This is a genomic window from Streptomyces sp. NPDC037242 (genome assembly GCF_055604165.1).
This window is the reverse complement of the sequence record NZ_JBVJUY010000011.1, coordinates 19,664-36,817: the sequence shown is the minus strand read 5'-3', so window position 1 is coordinate 36,817 and position 17,154 is coordinate 19,664. Positions and strand designations below refer to the sequence as shown.

The 17,154-nt window shown below is 73.4% G+C and carries 16 protein-coding genes; 13 read left to right on the top strand and 3 right to left on the bottom strand.

Translation table 11 applies throughout. From position 1 onward, the window contains the following. Positions 1–77 precede the first annotated feature (77 nt). Positions 78–1,271 carry an amino acid deaminase/aldolase gene (locus ACZ7GJ_RS15260; protein ID WP_470751930.1) on the bottom strand — a complete coding sequence of 398 codons (1,194 nt, stop codon included), beginning with the start codon at positions 1,269–1,271 and terminating at the stop codon, positions 78–80. Positions 1,272–1,675: 404 nt separating this feature from the next. Between ACZ7GJ_RS15260 and ACZ7GJ_RS15255 the strand changes: the two genes are divergently transcribed. Genes ACZ7GJ_RS15255 through ACZ7GJ_RS15245 form a run of 3 tightly spaced genes read left to right on the top strand, consistent with a single transcriptional unit; the run spans position 1,676 to position 4,391 of the window. Continuing rightward, on the top strand, positions 1,676–2,443 hold the full coding sequence (locus ACZ7GJ_RS15255) for a hypothetical protein (RefSeq protein WP_470751929.1): 768 nt from the start codon (positions 1,676–1,678) through the stop codon (positions 2,441–2,443). Beyond that, a complete protein-coding gene (gene mycP, locus ACZ7GJ_RS15250; RefSeq protein WP_470751926.1) occupies positions 2,440–3,648 on the top strand; it encodes a type VII secretion-associated serine protease mycosin in 1,209 nt (402 codons plus the stop codon). Before ACZ7GJ_RS15255 ends, mycP begins: the two co-directional genes overlap by 4 nt. A gap of 2 nt (positions 3,649–3,650) precedes the next feature. After that, positions 3,651–4,391 carry an SseB family protein gene (locus ACZ7GJ_RS15245; RefSeq protein ID WP_470751924.1) on the top strand — a complete coding sequence of 247 codons (741 nt, stop codon included), beginning with the start codon at positions 3,651–3,653 and terminating at the stop codon, positions 4,389–4,391. A 65-nt stretch (positions 4,392–4,456) separates the two neighbouring features. Here the strand turns inward: ACZ7GJ_RS15245 and ACZ7GJ_RS15240 are convergent, their stop codons facing one another. Continuing rightward, a complete protein-coding gene (locus ACZ7GJ_RS15240; RefSeq protein ID WP_393816998.1) occupies positions 4,457–4,831 on the bottom strand; it encodes a DUF1844 domain-containing protein in 375 nt (124 codons plus the stop codon). A 326-nt stretch (positions 4,832–5,157) separates the two neighbouring features. Here ACZ7GJ_RS15240 and infC point away from each other — a divergent pair, with 326 nt between their 5' ends. The 10 genes from infC (at position 5,158) to ACZ7GJ_RS15190 (ending at position 16,251) form a co-directional block, all read left to right on the top strand. Next, a complete protein-coding gene (gene infC, locus ACZ7GJ_RS15235) occupies positions 5,158–5,892 on the top strand; it encodes a translation initiation factor IF-3 (protein ID WP_470751921.1) in 735 nt (244 codons plus the stop codon). Between the two features lie 106 nt (positions 5,893–5,998). Beyond that, positions 5,999–6,193 (top strand): 50S ribosomal protein L35, encoded by a 195-nt coding sequence (gene rpmI / locus ACZ7GJ_RS15230; RefSeq protein WP_266598480.1) that lies wholly within the window; start codon positions 5,999–6,001, stop codon positions 6,191–6,193. A gap of 100 nt (positions 6,194–6,293) precedes the next feature. Next, positions 6,294–6,680, top strand: coding sequence for a 50S ribosomal protein L20 (gene rplT, locus ACZ7GJ_RS15225; RefSeq protein ID WP_030157251.1), 387 nt, complete (start codon positions 6,294–6,296; stop codon positions 6,678–6,680). Between the two features lie 124 nt (positions 6,681–6,804). After that, positions 6,805–7,665, top strand: a complete 861-nt coding sequence (locus ACZ7GJ_RS15220; protein WP_470751917.1) for a TrmH family RNA methyltransferase — start codon at positions 6,805–6,807, stop codon at positions 7,663–7,665. A 55-nt stretch (positions 7,666–7,720) separates the two neighbouring features. Beyond that, complete coding sequence (locus ACZ7GJ_RS15215) at positions 7,721–9,001, top strand: sensor histidine kinase (RefSeq protein WP_470751915.1); 1,281 nt, start codon at positions 7,721–7,723, stop codon at positions 8,999–9,001. Between the two features lie 156 nt (positions 9,002–9,157). Continuing rightward, entirely contained in the window at positions 9,158–10,285 is a 1,128-nt protein-coding gene (gene pheS, locus ACZ7GJ_RS15210; RefSeq protein ID WP_470751913.1) for a phenylalanine--tRNA ligase subunit alpha, read from the top strand. Next, the gene (gene pheT, locus ACZ7GJ_RS15205; protein ID WP_470751911.1) at positions 10,285–12,813 is read left to right on the top strand and encodes a phenylalanine--tRNA ligase subunit beta; all 2,529 of its coding nucleotides are present in this window, start codon (positions 10,285–10,287) and stop codon (positions 12,811–12,813) included. Before pheS ends, pheT begins: the two co-directional genes overlap by 1 nt. Before the next feature lie 213 nt (positions 12,814–13,026). Beyond that, on the top strand, positions 13,027–13,989 hold the full coding sequence (locus ACZ7GJ_RS15200) for a PP2C family protein-serine/threonine phosphatase (protein ID WP_470751910.1): 963 nt from the start codon (positions 13,027–13,029) through the stop codon (positions 13,987–13,989). A gap of 337 nt (positions 13,990–14,326) precedes the next feature. Then, positions 14,327–15,667 (top strand): tetratricopeptide repeat protein, encoded by a 1,341-nt coding sequence (locus ACZ7GJ_RS15195; RefSeq protein WP_470751909.1) that lies wholly within the window; start codon positions 14,327–14,329, stop codon positions 15,665–15,667. A 62-nt stretch (positions 15,668–15,729) separates the two neighbouring features. Continuing rightward, the gene (locus ACZ7GJ_RS15190) at positions 15,730–16,251 is read left to right on the top strand and encodes an NUDIX hydrolase (protein ID WP_470751907.1); all 522 of its coding nucleotides are present in this window, start codon (positions 15,730–15,732) and stop codon (positions 16,249–16,251) included. On the opposite strand, the gene ACZ7GJ_RS15185 is transcribed toward ACZ7GJ_RS15190, so the two are convergent. Beyond that, the gene (locus tag ACZ7GJ_RS15185) at positions 16,248–17,141 is read right to left on the bottom strand and encodes a 3-hydroxybutyryl-CoA dehydrogenase (RefSeq protein WP_365918069.1); all 894 of its coding nucleotides are present in this window, start codon (positions 17,139–17,141) and stop codon (positions 16,248–16,250) included. The genes ACZ7GJ_RS15190 and ACZ7GJ_RS15185 overlap by 4 nt on opposite strands. Between the last annotated feature and the right edge of the window lie 13 nt (positions 17,142–17,154).

Sequence of the window (17,154 nt, the reverse complement as noted above, 5' to 3'; positions counted from 1 at the left end):
CTAGGTCGTGTCGTCAAAGTCCCGTCTGGCCGGCGGGGCCTCCCTTCGGGCGGCCGACGCCACATTGACGACACTCCCTAGAGGAACGTGCGGCCCTCGCCCCGGTACGTCGGGGCGGTGGCCGTCACCCGGTCGCCCTCGACCAGGTGCAGCTCATCGAAGCGCTCGCACAGTTCGCCGGCCTTCGCGTGCCGGAACCAGACCCGGTCGCCGATCAGCAGATCGTCGGCCGCACTGCCCAGCAGCGGCGTCTGCACCTCGCCCGCGCCCTCCTGCGGGTCGTAGCGCAGCCCCTCGGGCAGGTACGGCACGGGCAGCCGGTCGGCGCCCGCGGCCCCCGAGGCGGGATACCCGCCGCCCAGCACCGTCACCACGCCCACGCCGGGCCTGCGGACCACGGGCTGGGCGAAGAGCGCCGCCGGACGGCCCCGGAACGACGTGTAGTTGTCGAACAGCCGCGGTACGTACAGCCCCGACCCGGCGGCGATCTCCGTGACCGCGTCCTCGGCCGCGGTCTGCTGGACGCTGCCGGTCCCGCCGCCGTTGACGAACTCCAGGTCCGGCACGACCGCCCGGACGGCCCGTACGGTCTCGCCCCGGCGCGCGGCCAGCTCCTTGCGGGCGGCGCCCTGCATCAGCCGGATCGCACGCGACCGCAGCGGGCGCCCGGCGAGCGAGTCGCCCACCCCGGCCACGTGGCCCTCGTACCCCATCAGCCCGACGACGCGGAAACCGGGCCGCGCGCTCACGATGCGGGCCAGCTCGGCGAGTTGCCCGGGCTCGCGCAGCGGCGAGCGGCGGGCCCCGACGCGCACCCGGCCGCCGAGGAGGTGGAGGGCGGTGTCCAGCTCCAGGCAGACCCGCACCTCCTGCGTGCCGCCGTCCCGCGAGCGGTCGATGAGCTCCAGCTGCGCCGGGTCGTCCACCATGACGGTGACCGCGGCGGCCAGCTTGGGATCGCCCGCCAGCTCGGCGAAGCCCCTCCGGTCGGCGGACGGATAGGCCAGCAGCACGTCCTCGAACCCGGACCGGGCCAGCCAGATCGACTCGGCGAGGGTGTACGACATGATCCCGGCGAAGCCCGGCCGCGCCAGGACCCGTTCGAGGAGCGCGCGGCACCGTACGGACTTGCTGGCCACGCGGATCGGCTTGCCGCCGGCCCGGCGTACGAGGTCGTCGGCGTTGGCGTCGAACGCGTCGAGGTCCACGATGGCCAGGGGCGCGTCGAGATGCGCGGTCGCCCGGTCGTACCGGGCCCGGTCGGAAGACATGGCGGCAGCTTGCCACGTGGGGGTACCGGTGGGTAGGGGTGCCGGGAGAGCGGTCGGCAGGGCCGGGGCGGGCCGGTCCGTCCGCCGGGGTGCAAAACGTGACGTGTGGCGCACGGGAGCTGCGGGGCGGCCCGCTGCGGCCCTGCCGAGGCCTCCTCGGACCCGGCCGGGACGCGGCAGGGTCCGGGCCCCGTACAGTACGGGCTAAGCGGTCTCGGGGTAGTGGGGCACGCCTCCACGCCGCCCGGCACGGCGCCTCGCCGCACTGCCGCATCACCCAAGTACGTCCAGTACGCGGGCGATGCGTCGCCGCGCCGAGGCACCGCACCGGACGACGCGGAGACGCACCCCACCACCCCGAGACCGCTCGGGCAGCCGTACGGAACGGGGGGTGGAGCCGCCGGATGAGCACGTCGACACCGCAGACCGCGGTCCTGGCCGAGCCCGAACCGGCCACGCCCCGGCGGCGGCCCGGACGGGTGTTCGCCGCCGCGCTGTGCGCCTTCCTCGGCGCCGGGACGGCCGGCGCCGCGGCCTACGGGGCCGTCGCCGAACACCGCGCCGCACACCGGCCGTTGGCCGCCGACGCCGCCTACCGCAAGGCCGCCTCCCTCTGGCGGGCCACTCCCGTCGACACCCTCTTCCCGCCCGTGCTCGACGGCCGCGGAGCCGGCCCCGGCGGCGCCGACCGCACCTGGACCCGGATCGCGGTGGCGCCCGACGCCGACTGCCCCGCCGCGCTGGCCCCCGACTGGCAGGCGCTGTTCGCCGGGGCCGGCTGCACCCGCGTGCTGCGGGCCACCTACACCGACGCCACCCGCAGCTCCCTCGTCACTGTCGGCATGGTCTTCACCCCGGCCGACGCCGCCGCCATGGAAGGGCTCCGCGGCAGACTCGGCGCCCCGGCCGGCTTCGGCTTCGACGACGACCGGCGCGCCGCCTGGACCGCCTCCGTACTCCCCGAGGCCCCCGTCGTGGTCTACGCCGTCTCCGCCTTCCGCGACGGCCGGGCCCTGGACGCGCCCCGCCCCGCCGACGACCTCATGCGCAAGGACGCCACCGGACCCGCGGCCCAGGCCGGCCTCGGACACGAGGCCAAGGGCGTCGCCGACCGCGTCGAACGCGCCGTACGGGCCCTCGCGGCCCCTCCCGCCCCGGAGCCCGCCCGATGAACCGGACCCCCGCGGCGACCGCCCGCGCGGCAACCACCCGCGCCGCGACCGCCCTCGCGCTCGGCGGCCTCCTCGTCACCACCGCGGCGCCCCCGGCCGCCGCGGACGCGATCCGCGACCGCCAGTGGGGGCTCACGGCCCTGCGTGCGGAAGAGGCCTGGGGCACCACCCGGGGCGAGGGGATCACCGTCGCCGTCCTCGACACCGGGGTCGACGACGCCCACCCCGACCTCGCGGGCCAGGTACTCGCGGGCACCGACCTCGTCGGCATGGGCGCGGGCCCCGGCGACCGGGCCTGGGCCCGGCACGGCACGGCCATGGCCGGGATCATCGCCGGGCACGGCCACGGCCCCAACCGCCGCCAGGGCGTACTCGGCATCGCACCCCAGGCCAAGATCCTCCCGGTCCGGGTGATCCTGGAGGAGGGCGACCCCGGCCGGGCCAAGGCCCGCGACAGCAAGGGCGGAGCCCTCGCCGAGGGCATCCGCTGGGCCGCCGACCACGACGCCGACGTGATCAACCTGTCCCTCGGCGACGACAGCAGCTCCGCCCACCACGAGGCCGCCGAGGACGAGGCCGTCCAGTACGCCCTCGCCAAGGGCGCCGTCGTCGTCGCCTCCGCCGGCAACGGCGGCGAACAAGGCGACCACGCCTCCTACCCGGCCGCCTACCCCGGGGTGATCGCCGTCACCGCCGTCGACCGGCGCGGCCGCAAAGCCCGCTTCTCCACCAGCAATTGGTACGCCACCGTCTGCGCACCGGGCGTCGACGTCGTCATCGCCGACCCCGACCGCTCCTACTACGAGGGCTGGGGCACCAGCGCCGCCGCCGCCTTCGTCTCCGGCGCGGTCGCCCTGGTCCGCGCCGCCCACCCCGACCTGTCCCCGGCCCAGGTCAAGAAGCTGCTGGAGGACACCGCCGCCGACTCCCCGGCCGGCGGCCGCGACGACGCCCGCGGCCGCGGCCTGGTGGATCCCGTCGCCGCCCTCCAGGCCGCGGACACGCTGCGCGCCGAGCCGCAGGCACCCGCGGCCGCCGCTGCCGCAGGGCCGTACTTCGGCGAAGGCCCCGAGCCGGTACGGACTCCCGAGCGCCGGGCGCGCCTGGGGACCCACGCCGCCGCGGCCGCGGGTCTCGCGCTGCTCGCACTGGCCGCCGTACTGGCCCGGCGTCCGAGGGCCGCGCGGCGGAGTAGGGTCGGGTAACTGTGGCGAACAAGAACATCCCCGACCCCGGTTTCTCCGACGACGACGGCTCCGCCGATCCCAGGCTGAGCGCGGCCCTGGCCGCCTGGGCCGAGGACAGAGGCAAGGAGCCGCAGGTGCTGGCCGCCCTCAAGGACGCCCGCCTGCTGGTCCCCGTCGTCGCCGTCCTCGGCGAGGTCGAGACGGACCCCGAGACCGGTCTCAAGCGCGAGAAGACCAGCGACATGGCCGTCCCCACCCTGCGGGCGGGCGACCGGCGGGCACTGCCCGCCTTCACCTCGATCGCCTCGCTGGCCCTGTGGGACCCCGCGGCCCGGCCGGTGGCCGTCCCGCTGCACCAGGCCCTGGCGGCCGCCGCGCACGAGAAGGCCGACACCCTCGTACTGGACCTGTCCGGCCCGGTCACCTACCAGCTCACCGGCTCCGCGCTGCTCGCGCTGGCCGAGGGCCGCACCGACGCGGGCCCGCTCGCCGACCCCGCCGTACGGGAGGCCGTACGCGCCGCCGTGGCGGCCGAGCCCGCTGTGCTGCGCGCCCACCTGGGCCCGGGCGGCGGGGACTGCGACGGGACCCTCGCCATCGTGCTGGCGGCCGGCGAGCAGGCCCCGGCGGCGGCCCGCCGGGTCGCGGAGGCCCTGGCGGCCGACGAGACCCTGCGCGCACGCCTCGTACGCGGGCTGGACCTGGCCCTGCTCCCGGCCGAGGCTCCGGCCCCGCCCGGCGAGCCGCTCTTCGCGCGCTGAAACGGAAGGAGGGCCGGGGCTGTGGCCCCGGCCCTCCTGCTGTACCCGTGTCCGCTGCGACCCGCTTACGCGTACACCGGGCCCGTGAACTTCTCGCCCGGACCCTGGCCCGGCTCGTCCGGGACGATGGACGCCTCGCGGAAGGCCAGCTGGAGCGACTTCAGGCCGTCGCGCAGCGGGGCCGCGTGGAAGGAGCTGATCTCGGTGGCGCTCGCGGTGACCAGGCCGGCGAGGGCGTTGATCAGCTTGCGGGCCTCGTCGAGGTCCTTGTGCTCGGAGTCGGGCTTGTCCAAGCCCAGGTTGACCGCCGCGGCGCTCAGCAGGTGGACGGCCACCGTGGTGATGACCTCGACGGCCGGGACGTCCGCGATGTCGCGGGTCATCTCGTCGTAGTCGGGGGCGGCGGGGGAAGTGGAATCGGAGGGCGTCGCGTCAGTCATACGGCCCACGATATGCCGTGCGGCGGGCTTGTAACGCGGGTGCTAGTATGTACTTCGACCGGCCGGACACCTGCGTGCCCGGCCCACAAGTGGAGGCTCCGATCTCCCACCCGGCCACCCTCACGGGAGGCGGGTCATCCGGTCAGGCGGTATCCATCGTTCCGTACGGACGATGGAAAGCTGCCCGAGTCTGCGCCCCGCGGTTCGCACGCGGCGGTGCTCCGGTTGTTTTTGGAGCCCCTGCCTGTGCCCGGCGGGGCTTTTTTCATTCTCCGCCGCGGTAGGTCTGACGGCAAAAAACGTCAGCGGCTGTCTGCCAGGCAGCCGTGTGGTGCTACCGAGGAGGATCCATCAGCACCGAGCCCCGCATCAACGACCGGATTCGCGTTCCCGAGGTACGACTCGTCGGTCCCAGCGGCGAGCAGGTCGGCATCGTGCCGCTTGCGAAGGCCCTTGAGCTTGCGCAGGAGTACGACCTCGACCTGGTCGAGGTCGCGGCGTCCGCACGCCCGCCGGTCTGCAAGCTCATGGACTACGGCAAGTTCAAGTACGAGTCGGCCATGAAGGCCCGTGAGGCGCGCAAGAACCAGGCGCACACGGTCATCAAGGAAATGAAGCTCCGGCCGAAGATCGACCCGCACGACTATGACACCAAGAAGGGTCACGTCGTTCGGTTCCTCAAGCAGGGCGACAAGGTCAAGATCACGATCATGTTCCGTGGTCGCGAGCAGTCCCGGCCGGAACTCGGCTACCGACTGCTGCAGCGTCTCGCTTCGGACGTCGAGGACCTCGGGTTCATCGAGTCGAACCCGAAGCAGGACGGCCGAAACATGATCATGGTCCTCGGTCCGCACAAGAAGAAGACCGAGGCGATGGCCGAAGCCCGCGAGGCGCAGGCCGCCCGCAAGGCCGAGCGCCAGGGTGTCGCCCTCACCGACGAGGAGGCTCCCGCCGAGGACGCCGCCGTCGAGGCCGAGGAGCTCACCGACGAGGTCGCCTCTGCCGAGGCGGCCGAGGACGCGCCCGCAGAGGCGGACGCCTCTCACGAGGCATCCGCCTAGGCCTGATCCCGGGGCAGCCCGTCTCGGATCACCGAAAACAACATGACGCTCCCGCAACCCGGTCCCCGGACCGGGGGGAGTGCCACCGACGAGGAGATACGGCGCTATGCCGAAGAACAAGACGCACAGCGGTACCAAGAAGCGCTTCAAGGTCACCGGCTCCGGCAAGGTGCTCCGCGAGCGCGCCGGCAAGCGCCACCTGCTCGAGCACAAGTCGTCCCGTGTCACCCGCCGCCTGACCGGCACCGCGGAGATGGCCCCCGGCGACGCCGCGAAGATCAAGAAGCTTCTCGGCATCTGATGTTCTCCGCTCCCTGCCGGGAGCGGGACGTCAGGACCGGGACCCCATCGAATTCGGGCCGTGTGAAGACATCCACGGCCCCGCTACAAGGAGTTAAAAAGTGGCACGCGTCAAGCGGGCAGTAAACGCCCACAAGAAGCGCCGGGCAATCCTCGAGGCGGCCTCCGGCTACCGCGGTCAGCGTTCGCGCCTGTACCGCAAGGCCAAGGAGCAGGTCACCCACTCGCTGGTCTACAACTTCAACGACCGCAAGAAGCGCAAGGGCGACTTCCGTCAGCTGTGGATCCAGCGCATCAACGCCGCTGCCCGCCAGAACGGCATGACGTACAACCGCCTCATCCAGGGTCTGAAGGCCGCCAACATCGAGGTGGACCGCAAGATCCTCGCGGAGCTGGCCGTCAACGACGCCAACGCGTTCGCCGCCCTCGTCGAGGTCGCGCAGAAGGCCCTCCCGGCCGACGTCAACGCGCCGAAGGTTGCTGCCTAAGCCTTTGCCGGCGGCGTAAGCAGTCGGCACCCACGGACCCGCAGGCGATTGCCTGCGGGTCCGTGTGCGTTCGCCCCCGCACGGCAGGGGCGCCCACGGAACCCCGAGAGAGAACCCTGAGACCATGCGCACCCCCGACGAGCTGATCTCCCCCCGATCCACTCGGGTGGCCGCCGCCAGGCGACTGGCGCGCCGCAACTTCCGCACCAAGGAGCGCCGGTTCATCGCCGAGGGCCCGCAGGCCGTCCGCGAAGCCGTCGAGCACCGCGGGGCGGACGGCGAGTCGACCCTGATCGAGCTGTTCGCGACCGTCGAGGCCGCCGAGCGCTACGCCGACATCATCGACGCGGCGCTCGCCGCCGGCGCCCGGGTCCACTACGCCTCCGACGAGGTGCTCGCCGAGGTCTCGCAGACCGTCACCCCGCAGGGCCTGGTCGGGGTCTGCCACTTCCTCGACTCGCCCTTCGAGGAGATCCTGAAGGCGCGGCCCAAGCTGGTCGCCGTCCTCGCGCACGTCCGCGACCCCGGCAACGCCGGTACGGTGCTGCGCTGCGCGGACGCCGCCGGCGCGGACGCGGTCGTCCTGACCGACGCCTCTGTGGACCTCTACAACCCGAAGTCCGTACGGGCCTCCGTGGGCTCCCTCTTCCACCTCCCGGTCGCCGTCGGCGTGCCGGTGGAGCAGGCCGTCGAGGGGCTGCGGGCGGCGGGCGTACGGATCCTGGCCGCCGACGGGGCGGGCGAGGAGGACCTGGACGCGGAGCTGGACGCGGGCACCATGGGCGGTCCCTCGGCCTGGGTCTTCGGCAACGAGGCGTGGGGCCTGCCCGAGGAGACCCGGGCGCTCGCGGACGCCGTGGTGCGGGTCCCGATCCACGGCAAGGCCGAGAGCCTGAACCTCGCCACGGCCGCCGCGGTGTGCCTGTACGCGTCGGCGCGTGCACAGCGGGCGCCCGGAGGGTGCCGCTCCGTGACCCCCAGCTAGTAATGTGGCGGCCCGGGGGCCCACTGCGCTACTCGGAGATGTGGGGTACGGGGACATGACCGTCGGTACGAACAGCTCGCCCGGGGCCGCGGACGCGGCCGAGGAGCGGTTGCACGCCGCTCCCGGGCCCCGTGCGGCCGGCGAGTCCGTCGCGACGCTGGGCGCCGTACCGCCACCGCAGGCGGCGTCCGCGGCGCATGCGCGCGGCCAGGTCCGCCCCGGGCCACAGGCCGCCCCGAGCGCCGCCGGCGTCCCCGCGCCCCGGGCCACCGGCCCGCGCACGGCTCCGCAGGAGGGGTTCGACATCGACCCCGACGACCTGCCCGACGGGCTCGTCGTCGCCGATCACACCGGGGTCGTCATCTGCTTCAACCGGGCCGCGGGCCGGATGACCGCCACCGACCCCGCGCGGGCGCTCGGCACCCTGATCGACCGGGCCCTGCCGCTCGAAGACCTCGACGGCCGCCGCTGGTGGGCGCTGACCGACCCGTACGGGGGTCTCGCCACCCGGCGCGGGCAGCCCGAGCGCAACCTCCTGCTGCCCGGCGGGCGCGAGGTCCTGGTCTCCGCGCGGTACGTACGGGAACGGCCCACCGGCCCGCTGCGGCGGCTCGTCGTCACGCTCCGCGGCACCGAGGCCCGCCGCCGCACGGAGCGCAGCCACGCCGAGCTGATCGCCACCGTCGCGCACGAGCTCCGCTCGCCGCTCACCTCCGTCAAGGGGTTCACCGCGACCCTGCTCGCCAAGTGGGAGCGGTTCACCGACGACCAGAAGCGCCTGATGCTGGAGACCGTGGACGCCGACGCGAACCGCGTCACCCGGCTCATCGCCGAGCTCCTCGACATCTCCCGCATCGACTCCGGACGCCTGGAGGTGCGCCGCCAGCCGGTGGACATCGCCACCGCCGTCGGCCGGCACGTCCAGGCGCTCACCGCCAACGGCCAGGACCCCGAGCGCTTCCTCGTGAGCGTCTGCCGGCCGCTGCCCGATCTGTGGGCCGATCCGGACAAGATCGACCAGATTCTCGGCAACCTCCTCGAAAATGCGGTGCGACACGGTGAGGGAACGGTCACCATCGACGTGTCGCCGCATGAGAAGGGAACCGCCGTCACCGTGACCGACGAAGGCCCCGGGATCCCCGAGGAGTCGATGGGCCGCGTCTTCACCCGCTTCTGGCGGGGGAGCAAGCGCGGCGGCACCGGCCTGGGCCTTTACATCGTCAAGGGCATCGTGGAGGCCCACGGCGGCACCATCACGGTCGGCCGCGGCCCCGGCGGCGGCGCCGAGTTCCGATTTATCCTGCCCGTGAGCGCCCCGGCCTACCTCACGCAGTAACCCTGCTGAGCGTCTCGCCAGGCGGCCCACGGGCCCCCTCCACCCCCAGCGACCTTTAGACTCGACCTTTGGCACCTTTGTGTCCTTGTGGCGAGCGTGTCGGTCGAGCGCGCCGCGCGGGGATCCACCAGCCAGCCATCGGAAGTACGGGAAGAGATGTCGGCACCGAACAAGTCGTACGACCCTGTCGAGGTCGAGGCACTGAAACCGGAAGAGATCGAGCGCATGCGGGACGAGGCGCTCGCCGCCTTCGCCTCCGCCGGCGACCTCGAAGAGCTCCGCGAGGCGAAGACCGCGCACATGGGCGACCGCTCGCCCCTGGCGCTCGCCAACCGCGAGATCGGCGCCCTGCCGCCCCAGGCCAAGGCCGAGGCGGGCAAGCGCGTGGGCCAGGCCCGCGGCGCCGTGAACAAGGCCTTCGGGGCCCGCACGGTCGCGCTCGAAGCCGAGCGCGACGAGCGGGTGCTGGTCGAGGAGGCCGTGGACGTCACGCTGCCCTACGACCGCGTGCCCGCGGGCGCCCGGCACCCCCTGACCACGCTGATGGACCGCATCGCGGACATCTTCGTGGCCATGGGGTACGAGGTCGCCGAGGGCCCCGAGGTCGAGGCGGAGTGGTTCAACTTCGACGCCCTCAACTTCACGCCCGACCACCCGGCGCGCCAGATGCAGGACACCTTCTTCGTCCAGGGCCCCAAGGGCACCGAGGGCGACGAGTCCGGCGTCGTGCTGCGCACCCACACCTCCCCGGTGCAGGCGCGCTCGCTGCTGGAGCGCAAGCCCCCCGTCTACATCGTGTGCCCGGGGCGGGTGTACCGCACCGACGAGCTCGACGCGACGCACACCCCGGTCTTCCACCAGGTCGAGCTGCTGGCCGTGGACGAGGGCCTGACCATGGCGGACCTCAAGGGCACCATGGACCACATGGTCCAGGAGCTGTTCGGCGAGGGCACCACCACGCGCCTGCGCCCGCACTTCTTCCCCTTCACCGAGCCGTCCGCCGAGATGGACATGCAGTGCTACGTGTGCCGCGGCGAGTCGGTGGGCAACCCCGACCGCCCGTGCCGTACCTGCTCCAGCGAGGGCTGGATCGAGCTCGGCGGCTGCGGAATGGTCAACCCCAAGGTGCTCACGGCCTGCGGTGTGGACCCCGAGAAGTACAGCGGGTTCGCCTTCGGGTTCGGCATCGAGCGGATGCTGATGTTCCGCCACAACGTTGAAGACATGCGAGACATGGTCGAGGGTGACGTTCGCTTCACCCGGCCGTTCGGGATGGAGATCTGATGCGGGTCCCGCTTTCTTGGCTGCGGGAGTACGTCGACCTCCCCGCGGGTGAAACCGGTCGTGACGTGGCGGCCAAGCTCGTCGACGCCGGCCTTGAGGTCGAGACCGTCGAACAGCTCGGCGGCGGGCTCAAGGGCCCCCTCGTCGTCGGCCGCGTGCTGACCATCGAGGAGCTCGACGGCTTCCGCAAGCCGATCCGCTTCTGCACGGTCGACGTCGGCCAGGCCAACGGCACCGGCGAGCCCCAGGAGATCGTCTGCGGCGCCCGCAACTTCGCCGTCGGCGACAAGGTCGTCGTGGTCCTGCCCGGCGCGGTCCTGCCCGGCGACTTCGCGATCGCCTCGCGCAAGACGTACGGCAAGACCTCGCACGGCATGATCTGCTCCGGCGACGAGCTGGGCATGGGCGACGACGGCACGCACGGCATCATCGTGCTGCCGCACGAGTACGAGGTCGGCACCGACGCGATCGAGCTGCTCCAGCTCGTCGACGAGGTCCTCGACATCGACATCACCCCGGACCGCGGCTACTGCATGTCCATGCGCGGTGTGGCCCGCGAGGCCGCCACCGCCTACGGGCTGCCGCTGCGCGACCCGGCGCTGCTCGACGTGCCCGCGCCGAACTCGTACGGCTATGCGGTGCAGATCTCCGACCCGCAGGGCTGCGACCGCTTCACCGCCCGCACGGTGACCGGTCTCGACCCCGAGGCGCGCTCCCCGATCTGGCTCACCCGGCGCCTGCAGAAGGCGGGCATGCGCCCGATCTCGCTGGCCGTCGACATCACCAACTACGTGATGCTGGAGCTCGGTCAGCCGCTGCACGCCTACGACCGCTCGCGGCTCGACGGCGCCATCGGCGTCCGCCGCGCCGAGCAGGGCGAGAAGTTCACCACCCTGGACGGGGTCAAGCGCACGCTCGACGCCGAAGACCTGGTGATCACCGACAACAACGGCCCGATCGGCATCGCCGGTGTCATGGGCGGCGCCAACACCGAGATCGCCGACTCCGTGACGGACCCCGAGACCGGCCAGGTCACGGGCACCACGGACGTCGTCGTCGAGGCCGCGCACTTCGACTCCGTGTCGATCTCGCGCACCGCCCGCCGCCTGAAGCTGTCCTCCGAGGCGTCCAAGCGCTTCGAGCGGGGCGTCGACCCGCAGGCCGCCGCCGCGGCCGCGCAGCGGACCGTCGACCTGCTCGTGCTGCTCGCGGGCGGCACCGCCGAGGCCGGCGTCACCGAGCTCACCGCCCCGGGTGCCCCGCGCACCGTCGCCATGGCCGCGAACCACCCCGACCGGGTCGCGGGCATGGACTACGGCCGCGAGACCGTCGTGCGCCGCCTCCAGGAGATCGGCTGCGACGTCTACGGCCAGGACGAACTCGTCGTCACCGTCCCGTCGTGGCGGCCCGACCTCGCCGAGCCCAACGACCTCGCCGAAGAGGTCATCCGGCTGGAGGGCTACGGGAACCTCCCGTCCACCCTCCCGCAGGTGCCCTCCGGCCGCGGTCTGACCGCCCGGCAGCAGCTGCACCGCCGGGTCGGCCGCGCGCTGGCCGGCGCCGGGTACGTCGAGGCGCTGAGCTACCCGTTCATCGGGGAGCAGGTCTTCGACCAGCTCCAGCTGTCGGCGCACGACGCGACCCGCCAGGTCGTCAAGCTCGTCAACCCGATCTCCGACGAGGAGCCGGCGCTGCGCACCACGCTGCTGCCGGGTCTGCTCGGCGCGCTGCGCCGCAACGACAGCCGGGGCAGCCACGACCTCGCGCTCTTCGAGACCGGTTCGGTCTTCCGCGCGGGCAGCGAGCCGGGGGTAGCCGTACGGCTGCCCGTCGACCGCCGTCCCACGGACGAGGAGATCGCCACCCTGAACGCGGCCCTGCCCGCGCAGCCGCGCTACGCCGCGGTCGTGCTGGCCGGTGCGCGCGAGCAGGCCGGCTGGTGGGGCAAGGGCCGCCCGGCCGACTGGGCGGACGCCGTCGAGGCCGCTCGCTCGCTGGCCGTCGAGGCCGGCGCCGAACTGGTGGTCCGCCAGGGCCAGTACGGCCCCTGGCACCCGGGCCGCTGCGCCGAGCTCGTCGTCACCCTGGACGGGGTGGAGACGGTGATCGGCCACGCCGGCGAGCTGCACCCGCGCGTCGTCAAGGCGCTCGGCCTGCCGGCCCGCACCAGCGCGATGGAGCTCGACCTGGACCGCCTCGCGGCGGCCGGCGGCGAGGCCCTCCAGGCGCCCCGGATCTCCAGCTTCCCGGTGGCGACCCAGGACGTCGCGCTGATCGTCGACGCGTCCGTCCCGGCGGCCGCGGTGGAGAGCGCCCTGCGCAAGGGGGCCGGCGAACTGCTGGAGTCCCTGCGGCTGTTCGACGTGTTCACCGGTGAGCAGGTCGGCGAGGGCAAGAAGTCCCTCGCGTACGCGCTGCGCTTCCGCGCGGCCGACCGCACGCTGACGGCCGAGGAGTCCACGGCCGCCCGCGACGCGGCGGTGGCGCTGGCCGGCGAGCGTACGGGAGCGGTGCTGCGGGGCGCGTGACCGCCGAGTCCGCGTGAGGTCTTCCGCGTGAGGGCTTCCACGTGACGCATTCGCGCTGCTGAGGGGCGCATCCGGGTCACCGGGTGCGCCCCTTGCGCGTGTGCGGGCGCCGCGCGACGCCCATCTCACTCATTCGGGTGAGAACCCCAGTGACCCGCGTTCCGTGCATCCGCTGGTCGGCACAATCGTTCGGGCCGAGGGGAGGCCGGAACGATGATCACGCGCGGGGAGATGCCCCAGGTGCGCCGGGTGTGCGTCCTTGCCTGGGGCGGCGCCGCGGTGTCCTGGGAGCTGTCCTCCCCGGGGCGGCTGGTGCCGAGCCTCGCCTCCTGCGCGGCCTTCCTCCTCCTCGCGCTGCACGTCCGGCACAGACTCGCGGCCGAGCTGCGGCGGGTGCGCGAGACCGCGGGAGTGGCCCAGCAGGCGCTCCTGCGGCCGCTGCCCGGGCGGATCGACGGCCTGACCCCGGCCGCGTCCCAGCTGTCGCTCGGCGGCGACCTGTACGAGGCGCTGCCGACGGCGTACGGGGTCCGCGCGGTCATCGGGGACGTACGGGGCCACGGGCTGCCGGCCGTGGGCGCGGCGGCCGTGGTGCTGGGTTCCTTCCGCGAAGCGGCGCACGACGAGCCGGCCCTCGGCGGCGTGCTCCACCGCATGGAGCTCTCGCTCGACCGCCACCTGCGCGCCCGCGCCCGCGCCGAGCACCCGTCGTCCGGTCTGGGCGAGCCCGCGTCGCCGTGGACCGAGGAGTTCGTGACGGTGCTGCTGGTCGAGATCGCGGCGGACGGCGCTCTGACGGCCGTCAACTGCGGGCACCCGTGGCCCTACCTGATCCGCCCCCCGGGCGGCGTGCCGCGGGCCGGGGCCGAGGTGGTGTCGCTGGCCGGGGGCGAGACGCTGCCGCCGCTCGGCGTCGCACCGCTGCCCGAGAAGGTGGAGGCGCAGGACTGCGGGTTCCTCGGGTCGGGCGAGCTGCTGTTCCTGCACACCGACGGGGCCGAGGACGCCAGGGACCGCGAGGGCCGGTTCTTCCCGCTTGCGGGCGTGCTCGCCGAGGCGTCCGCCGGCACGCCCGCGCGGCTGGTGGCGGGCGTGCACGCCGCACTGCTGCGGCACACCGGCGGGCGACTCGCCGACGATGTCGCCCTGCTGGTGCTCCGCAACGACCGGTCCTGACCACGCGCACCGGGCCCGGTGGGTGGGCCCGGCGCGCGTTCGGTCCGGCCCCTGCCGGGACCCGGCGACCAACCGGGTGCCGGCGGAACCGAAGCGCGCCGCCCGCCTGCCGTGGAGTGTCGGGCAGACAGCAGGACGGGCGGCGCGGTTGACGGGTCGTCGCACTGTACGAGGGGGAGCCGACGACCCGAGCTACCTCTTGGCGAGGCCCCTAAGTGAACCGCCCGCGCAGGCCCTCGCGGCAGAGTGCGCGGCGCATTTATGCGCGTACTTGGTTCACACCCCGTGTGAAGCGCGCACCCACTAGCCTGAGAACGACGAGCCCTTGGAGCGGCCCATGCAGCCCAATGCCCTGCTCGATGCCCTCCTCGCCGAGGCGGGCATGTCGCACGCCGGACTTGCCGCGCACGTGAACCAGGCCGGCCGCACCCGCGGACTCGCCCTGCGCTACGAACACACCGCCGTCACCCGGTGGTTGAAGGGCCAGCGGCCCCGCGGCCAGGTCCCCGACCTGATCTGCGAGGTGCTCGGGGGCCGACTGCGCAGGTCGCTCTCCCTCGACGACGTGGGGCTCGGCGTGCCGGGACAGCCCACCGGCCCGCACACCTCCCCGCTCAGCGGCTTCGTGGACCGCGCTGCCGCCCTGTGGCGCTCCGACGAGCAGGGCCGCCTCCAGCTCCTTGCCGCCGAGGCCGTCACGGGCACGCCCGCCGTGATCCCGGTGTGGGAGTGGGAGAACCCGCCCGAGGACGCCGACGTGTCCCGGGAGGGGCCCACGCGGGTGGGGCCCGAGCACATCGAGATCCTGCGGGCCGCCCGCGCCCACTACGAGCTGATGTACCGGCGGGCCGGCGGCGTGGCCACCCGGGCCCGGATCGTGCGCTTCCTCGGCGCCGAGACCGCGCCGATACTGCGGGGCAGCTACTCCGACGGCCTCGGCCGCCAACTGCACCGCGCCACCGGGTCGCTGGTGGCGGTGGCGGGGATCTGCGCGTACGACTCGGACGCGCACGGGCTCGCCCAGCGCTACTTTCACCAGGCGCTGCGGCTCGCGAAGGCGAGCGGGGACCGGGGGCTCGGGGCGTACGTCATCGCGCTGATCGTCAACCAGTCCCTGCACCTTCGGGAGTACCGCCAGGCCGTGGCCTTCGCCGAGGCCGCGCTGCGCTCGGCCGGACGGCACACGACTCCGGCGCTGGCCGCCGACCTGTACGCCATGCAGGCCAAGGCGTACGCCCAACTCGGCGACACCCAGGCCGCATTGGCCTGCATCCGCAAGGCGGAGGCGGCCGCGGAGCGGATCCGGCCCGGTACGGAACCCGACGAGACCGGCTACGTACAGCCCGGGCTCGTCAACGTACAGGTGGCCGAGGCGCTGCTCAGTCTGGGGGACCTGCACGCGGCCCACGAGCAGGCGACCGCCGCCGTCGGCACCCCCGCGCACGACCGCGGGCGCGTGCACCGGCTCGCGATGCTGTGCGAGATCCAGCTGCGCCAGGGGGAGGCCGATCAGGCGGTCGCGGCAGCGGCCGAAATGGCCGAGCGGGCCAAGGGGATGGAGTCGCTGCGGTTGCGGGACCGGCTCAGGGCGGTCCGGGAACAGCTGCTGACCAGCGGGTGTTCGGGCGCGGAGGAGACCGCGGAGCTCATCGACGGGGCGCTTCGCGTTCCCCTGTGACGGCTGGAACTGCTGCCATGTTGCCACCTACTCGATCGGAAGGTGGCAGAACCGTGCAGTGGATGAACCTGAGTGAGCAGACTGTGTACAAGAATCGCTGGTTCGACGTGAATCTCGCCGATGTGGAACTCCCCGACGGCCGGCACCTGGACCACTTCGTGATCCGGCTGCGCCCGGTCGCCGTCGCCACGGCCGTCAACGAGGCCAACGAGGTGCTGCTGCTGTGGCGCCACCGCTTCATCACCGGCAGCTGGGGCTGGGAACTGCCCGCCGGGGTGGTCGAGGACGGCGAGGACATCGCCGCGGCCGCCGCCCGGGAGATGGAGGAGGAGTCGGGCTGGCGCCCGGGCCCGCTCCACCACCTGATGACCGTCGAGCCGTCCAACGGGCTGACCGACGCCCGCCACCACCTCTACTGGGCGGACGGGGCCACCCACATCGGCCACCCCGAGGACGACTTCGAGTCCTCACGCCGCGAGTGGGTCCCGCTCAAGCTCGTGCCGGACATGATCGCGCGCGGCGAGATCCCGGCCGCCAACATGGCGGCCGGGCTCCTGTTGTTGCACCACCTGCGGCTCGGCTAGCCGTACGGGTAGAAGCCCGAGCCGGTCTTCCGGCCGAGGCGGCCGGCGTCGACCATCCGCTGGAGCAGCGGGGGAGCGGCGTACAGGGGCTCCTTGAACTCCGAGTACATCGAGTCGGCCACCGAGGCCACGGTGTCCAGGCCGATCAGGTCCGCCAGCTTCAGCGGGCCCATCGGGTGGGCGCAGCCCAGCTCCATGCCGTTGTCGATGTCCTCGCGGCTCGCGATGCCGGACTCGAACATCCGGATCGCGGACAGCAGGTACGGGATGAGGAGCGCGTTGACCACGAAGCCGGAACGGTCCTGGGCGCGGATCGCGTGCTTGCCCAGCACGCGTGCGACCAGGGCCTCGGCGCGCTTGATGGTCTCGTCGGCCGTGGTCAGCGCCGGGATCAGCTCGACGAGCTGCTGGACCGGGGCCGGGTTGAAGAAGTGGATGCCGATGACCTGGTCGGGCCGCGAGGTCGCGACGGCCAGCTTCACCAGCGGGATCGAGGAGGTGTTGGAGGCGAGGATCGCGTCCGGCCGGGTGATCACCTGGTCGAGGACCTGGAAGATCTCCGTCTTGACCTGCTCGTTCTCGACGACCGCCTCGATGACCAGGTCGCGGTCGGCGAACTCGCCGAGGTCGGTGGTGAAGGACAGTCGGGCCAGGGTGGCGTCCCGCTCCTCCACGCTGATCTTGCCGCGTTCGGCGGCCTTCGTCAGCGAGCTGTACAGCCGGGTGCGCCCGAGCTCCAGGGCCTCGCCGGTGGTCTCGGCGACCTTCACCTCAAGACCGCTGCGGGCGCACACCTCCGCGATGCCCGCGCCCATCTGGCCACAGCCCACTACGCCGACGCGTGCGATGTCGTCTGGGAGGTCCGTCACATCGTGCCTTTCGCTGCTCATCCATCGCGGGTCC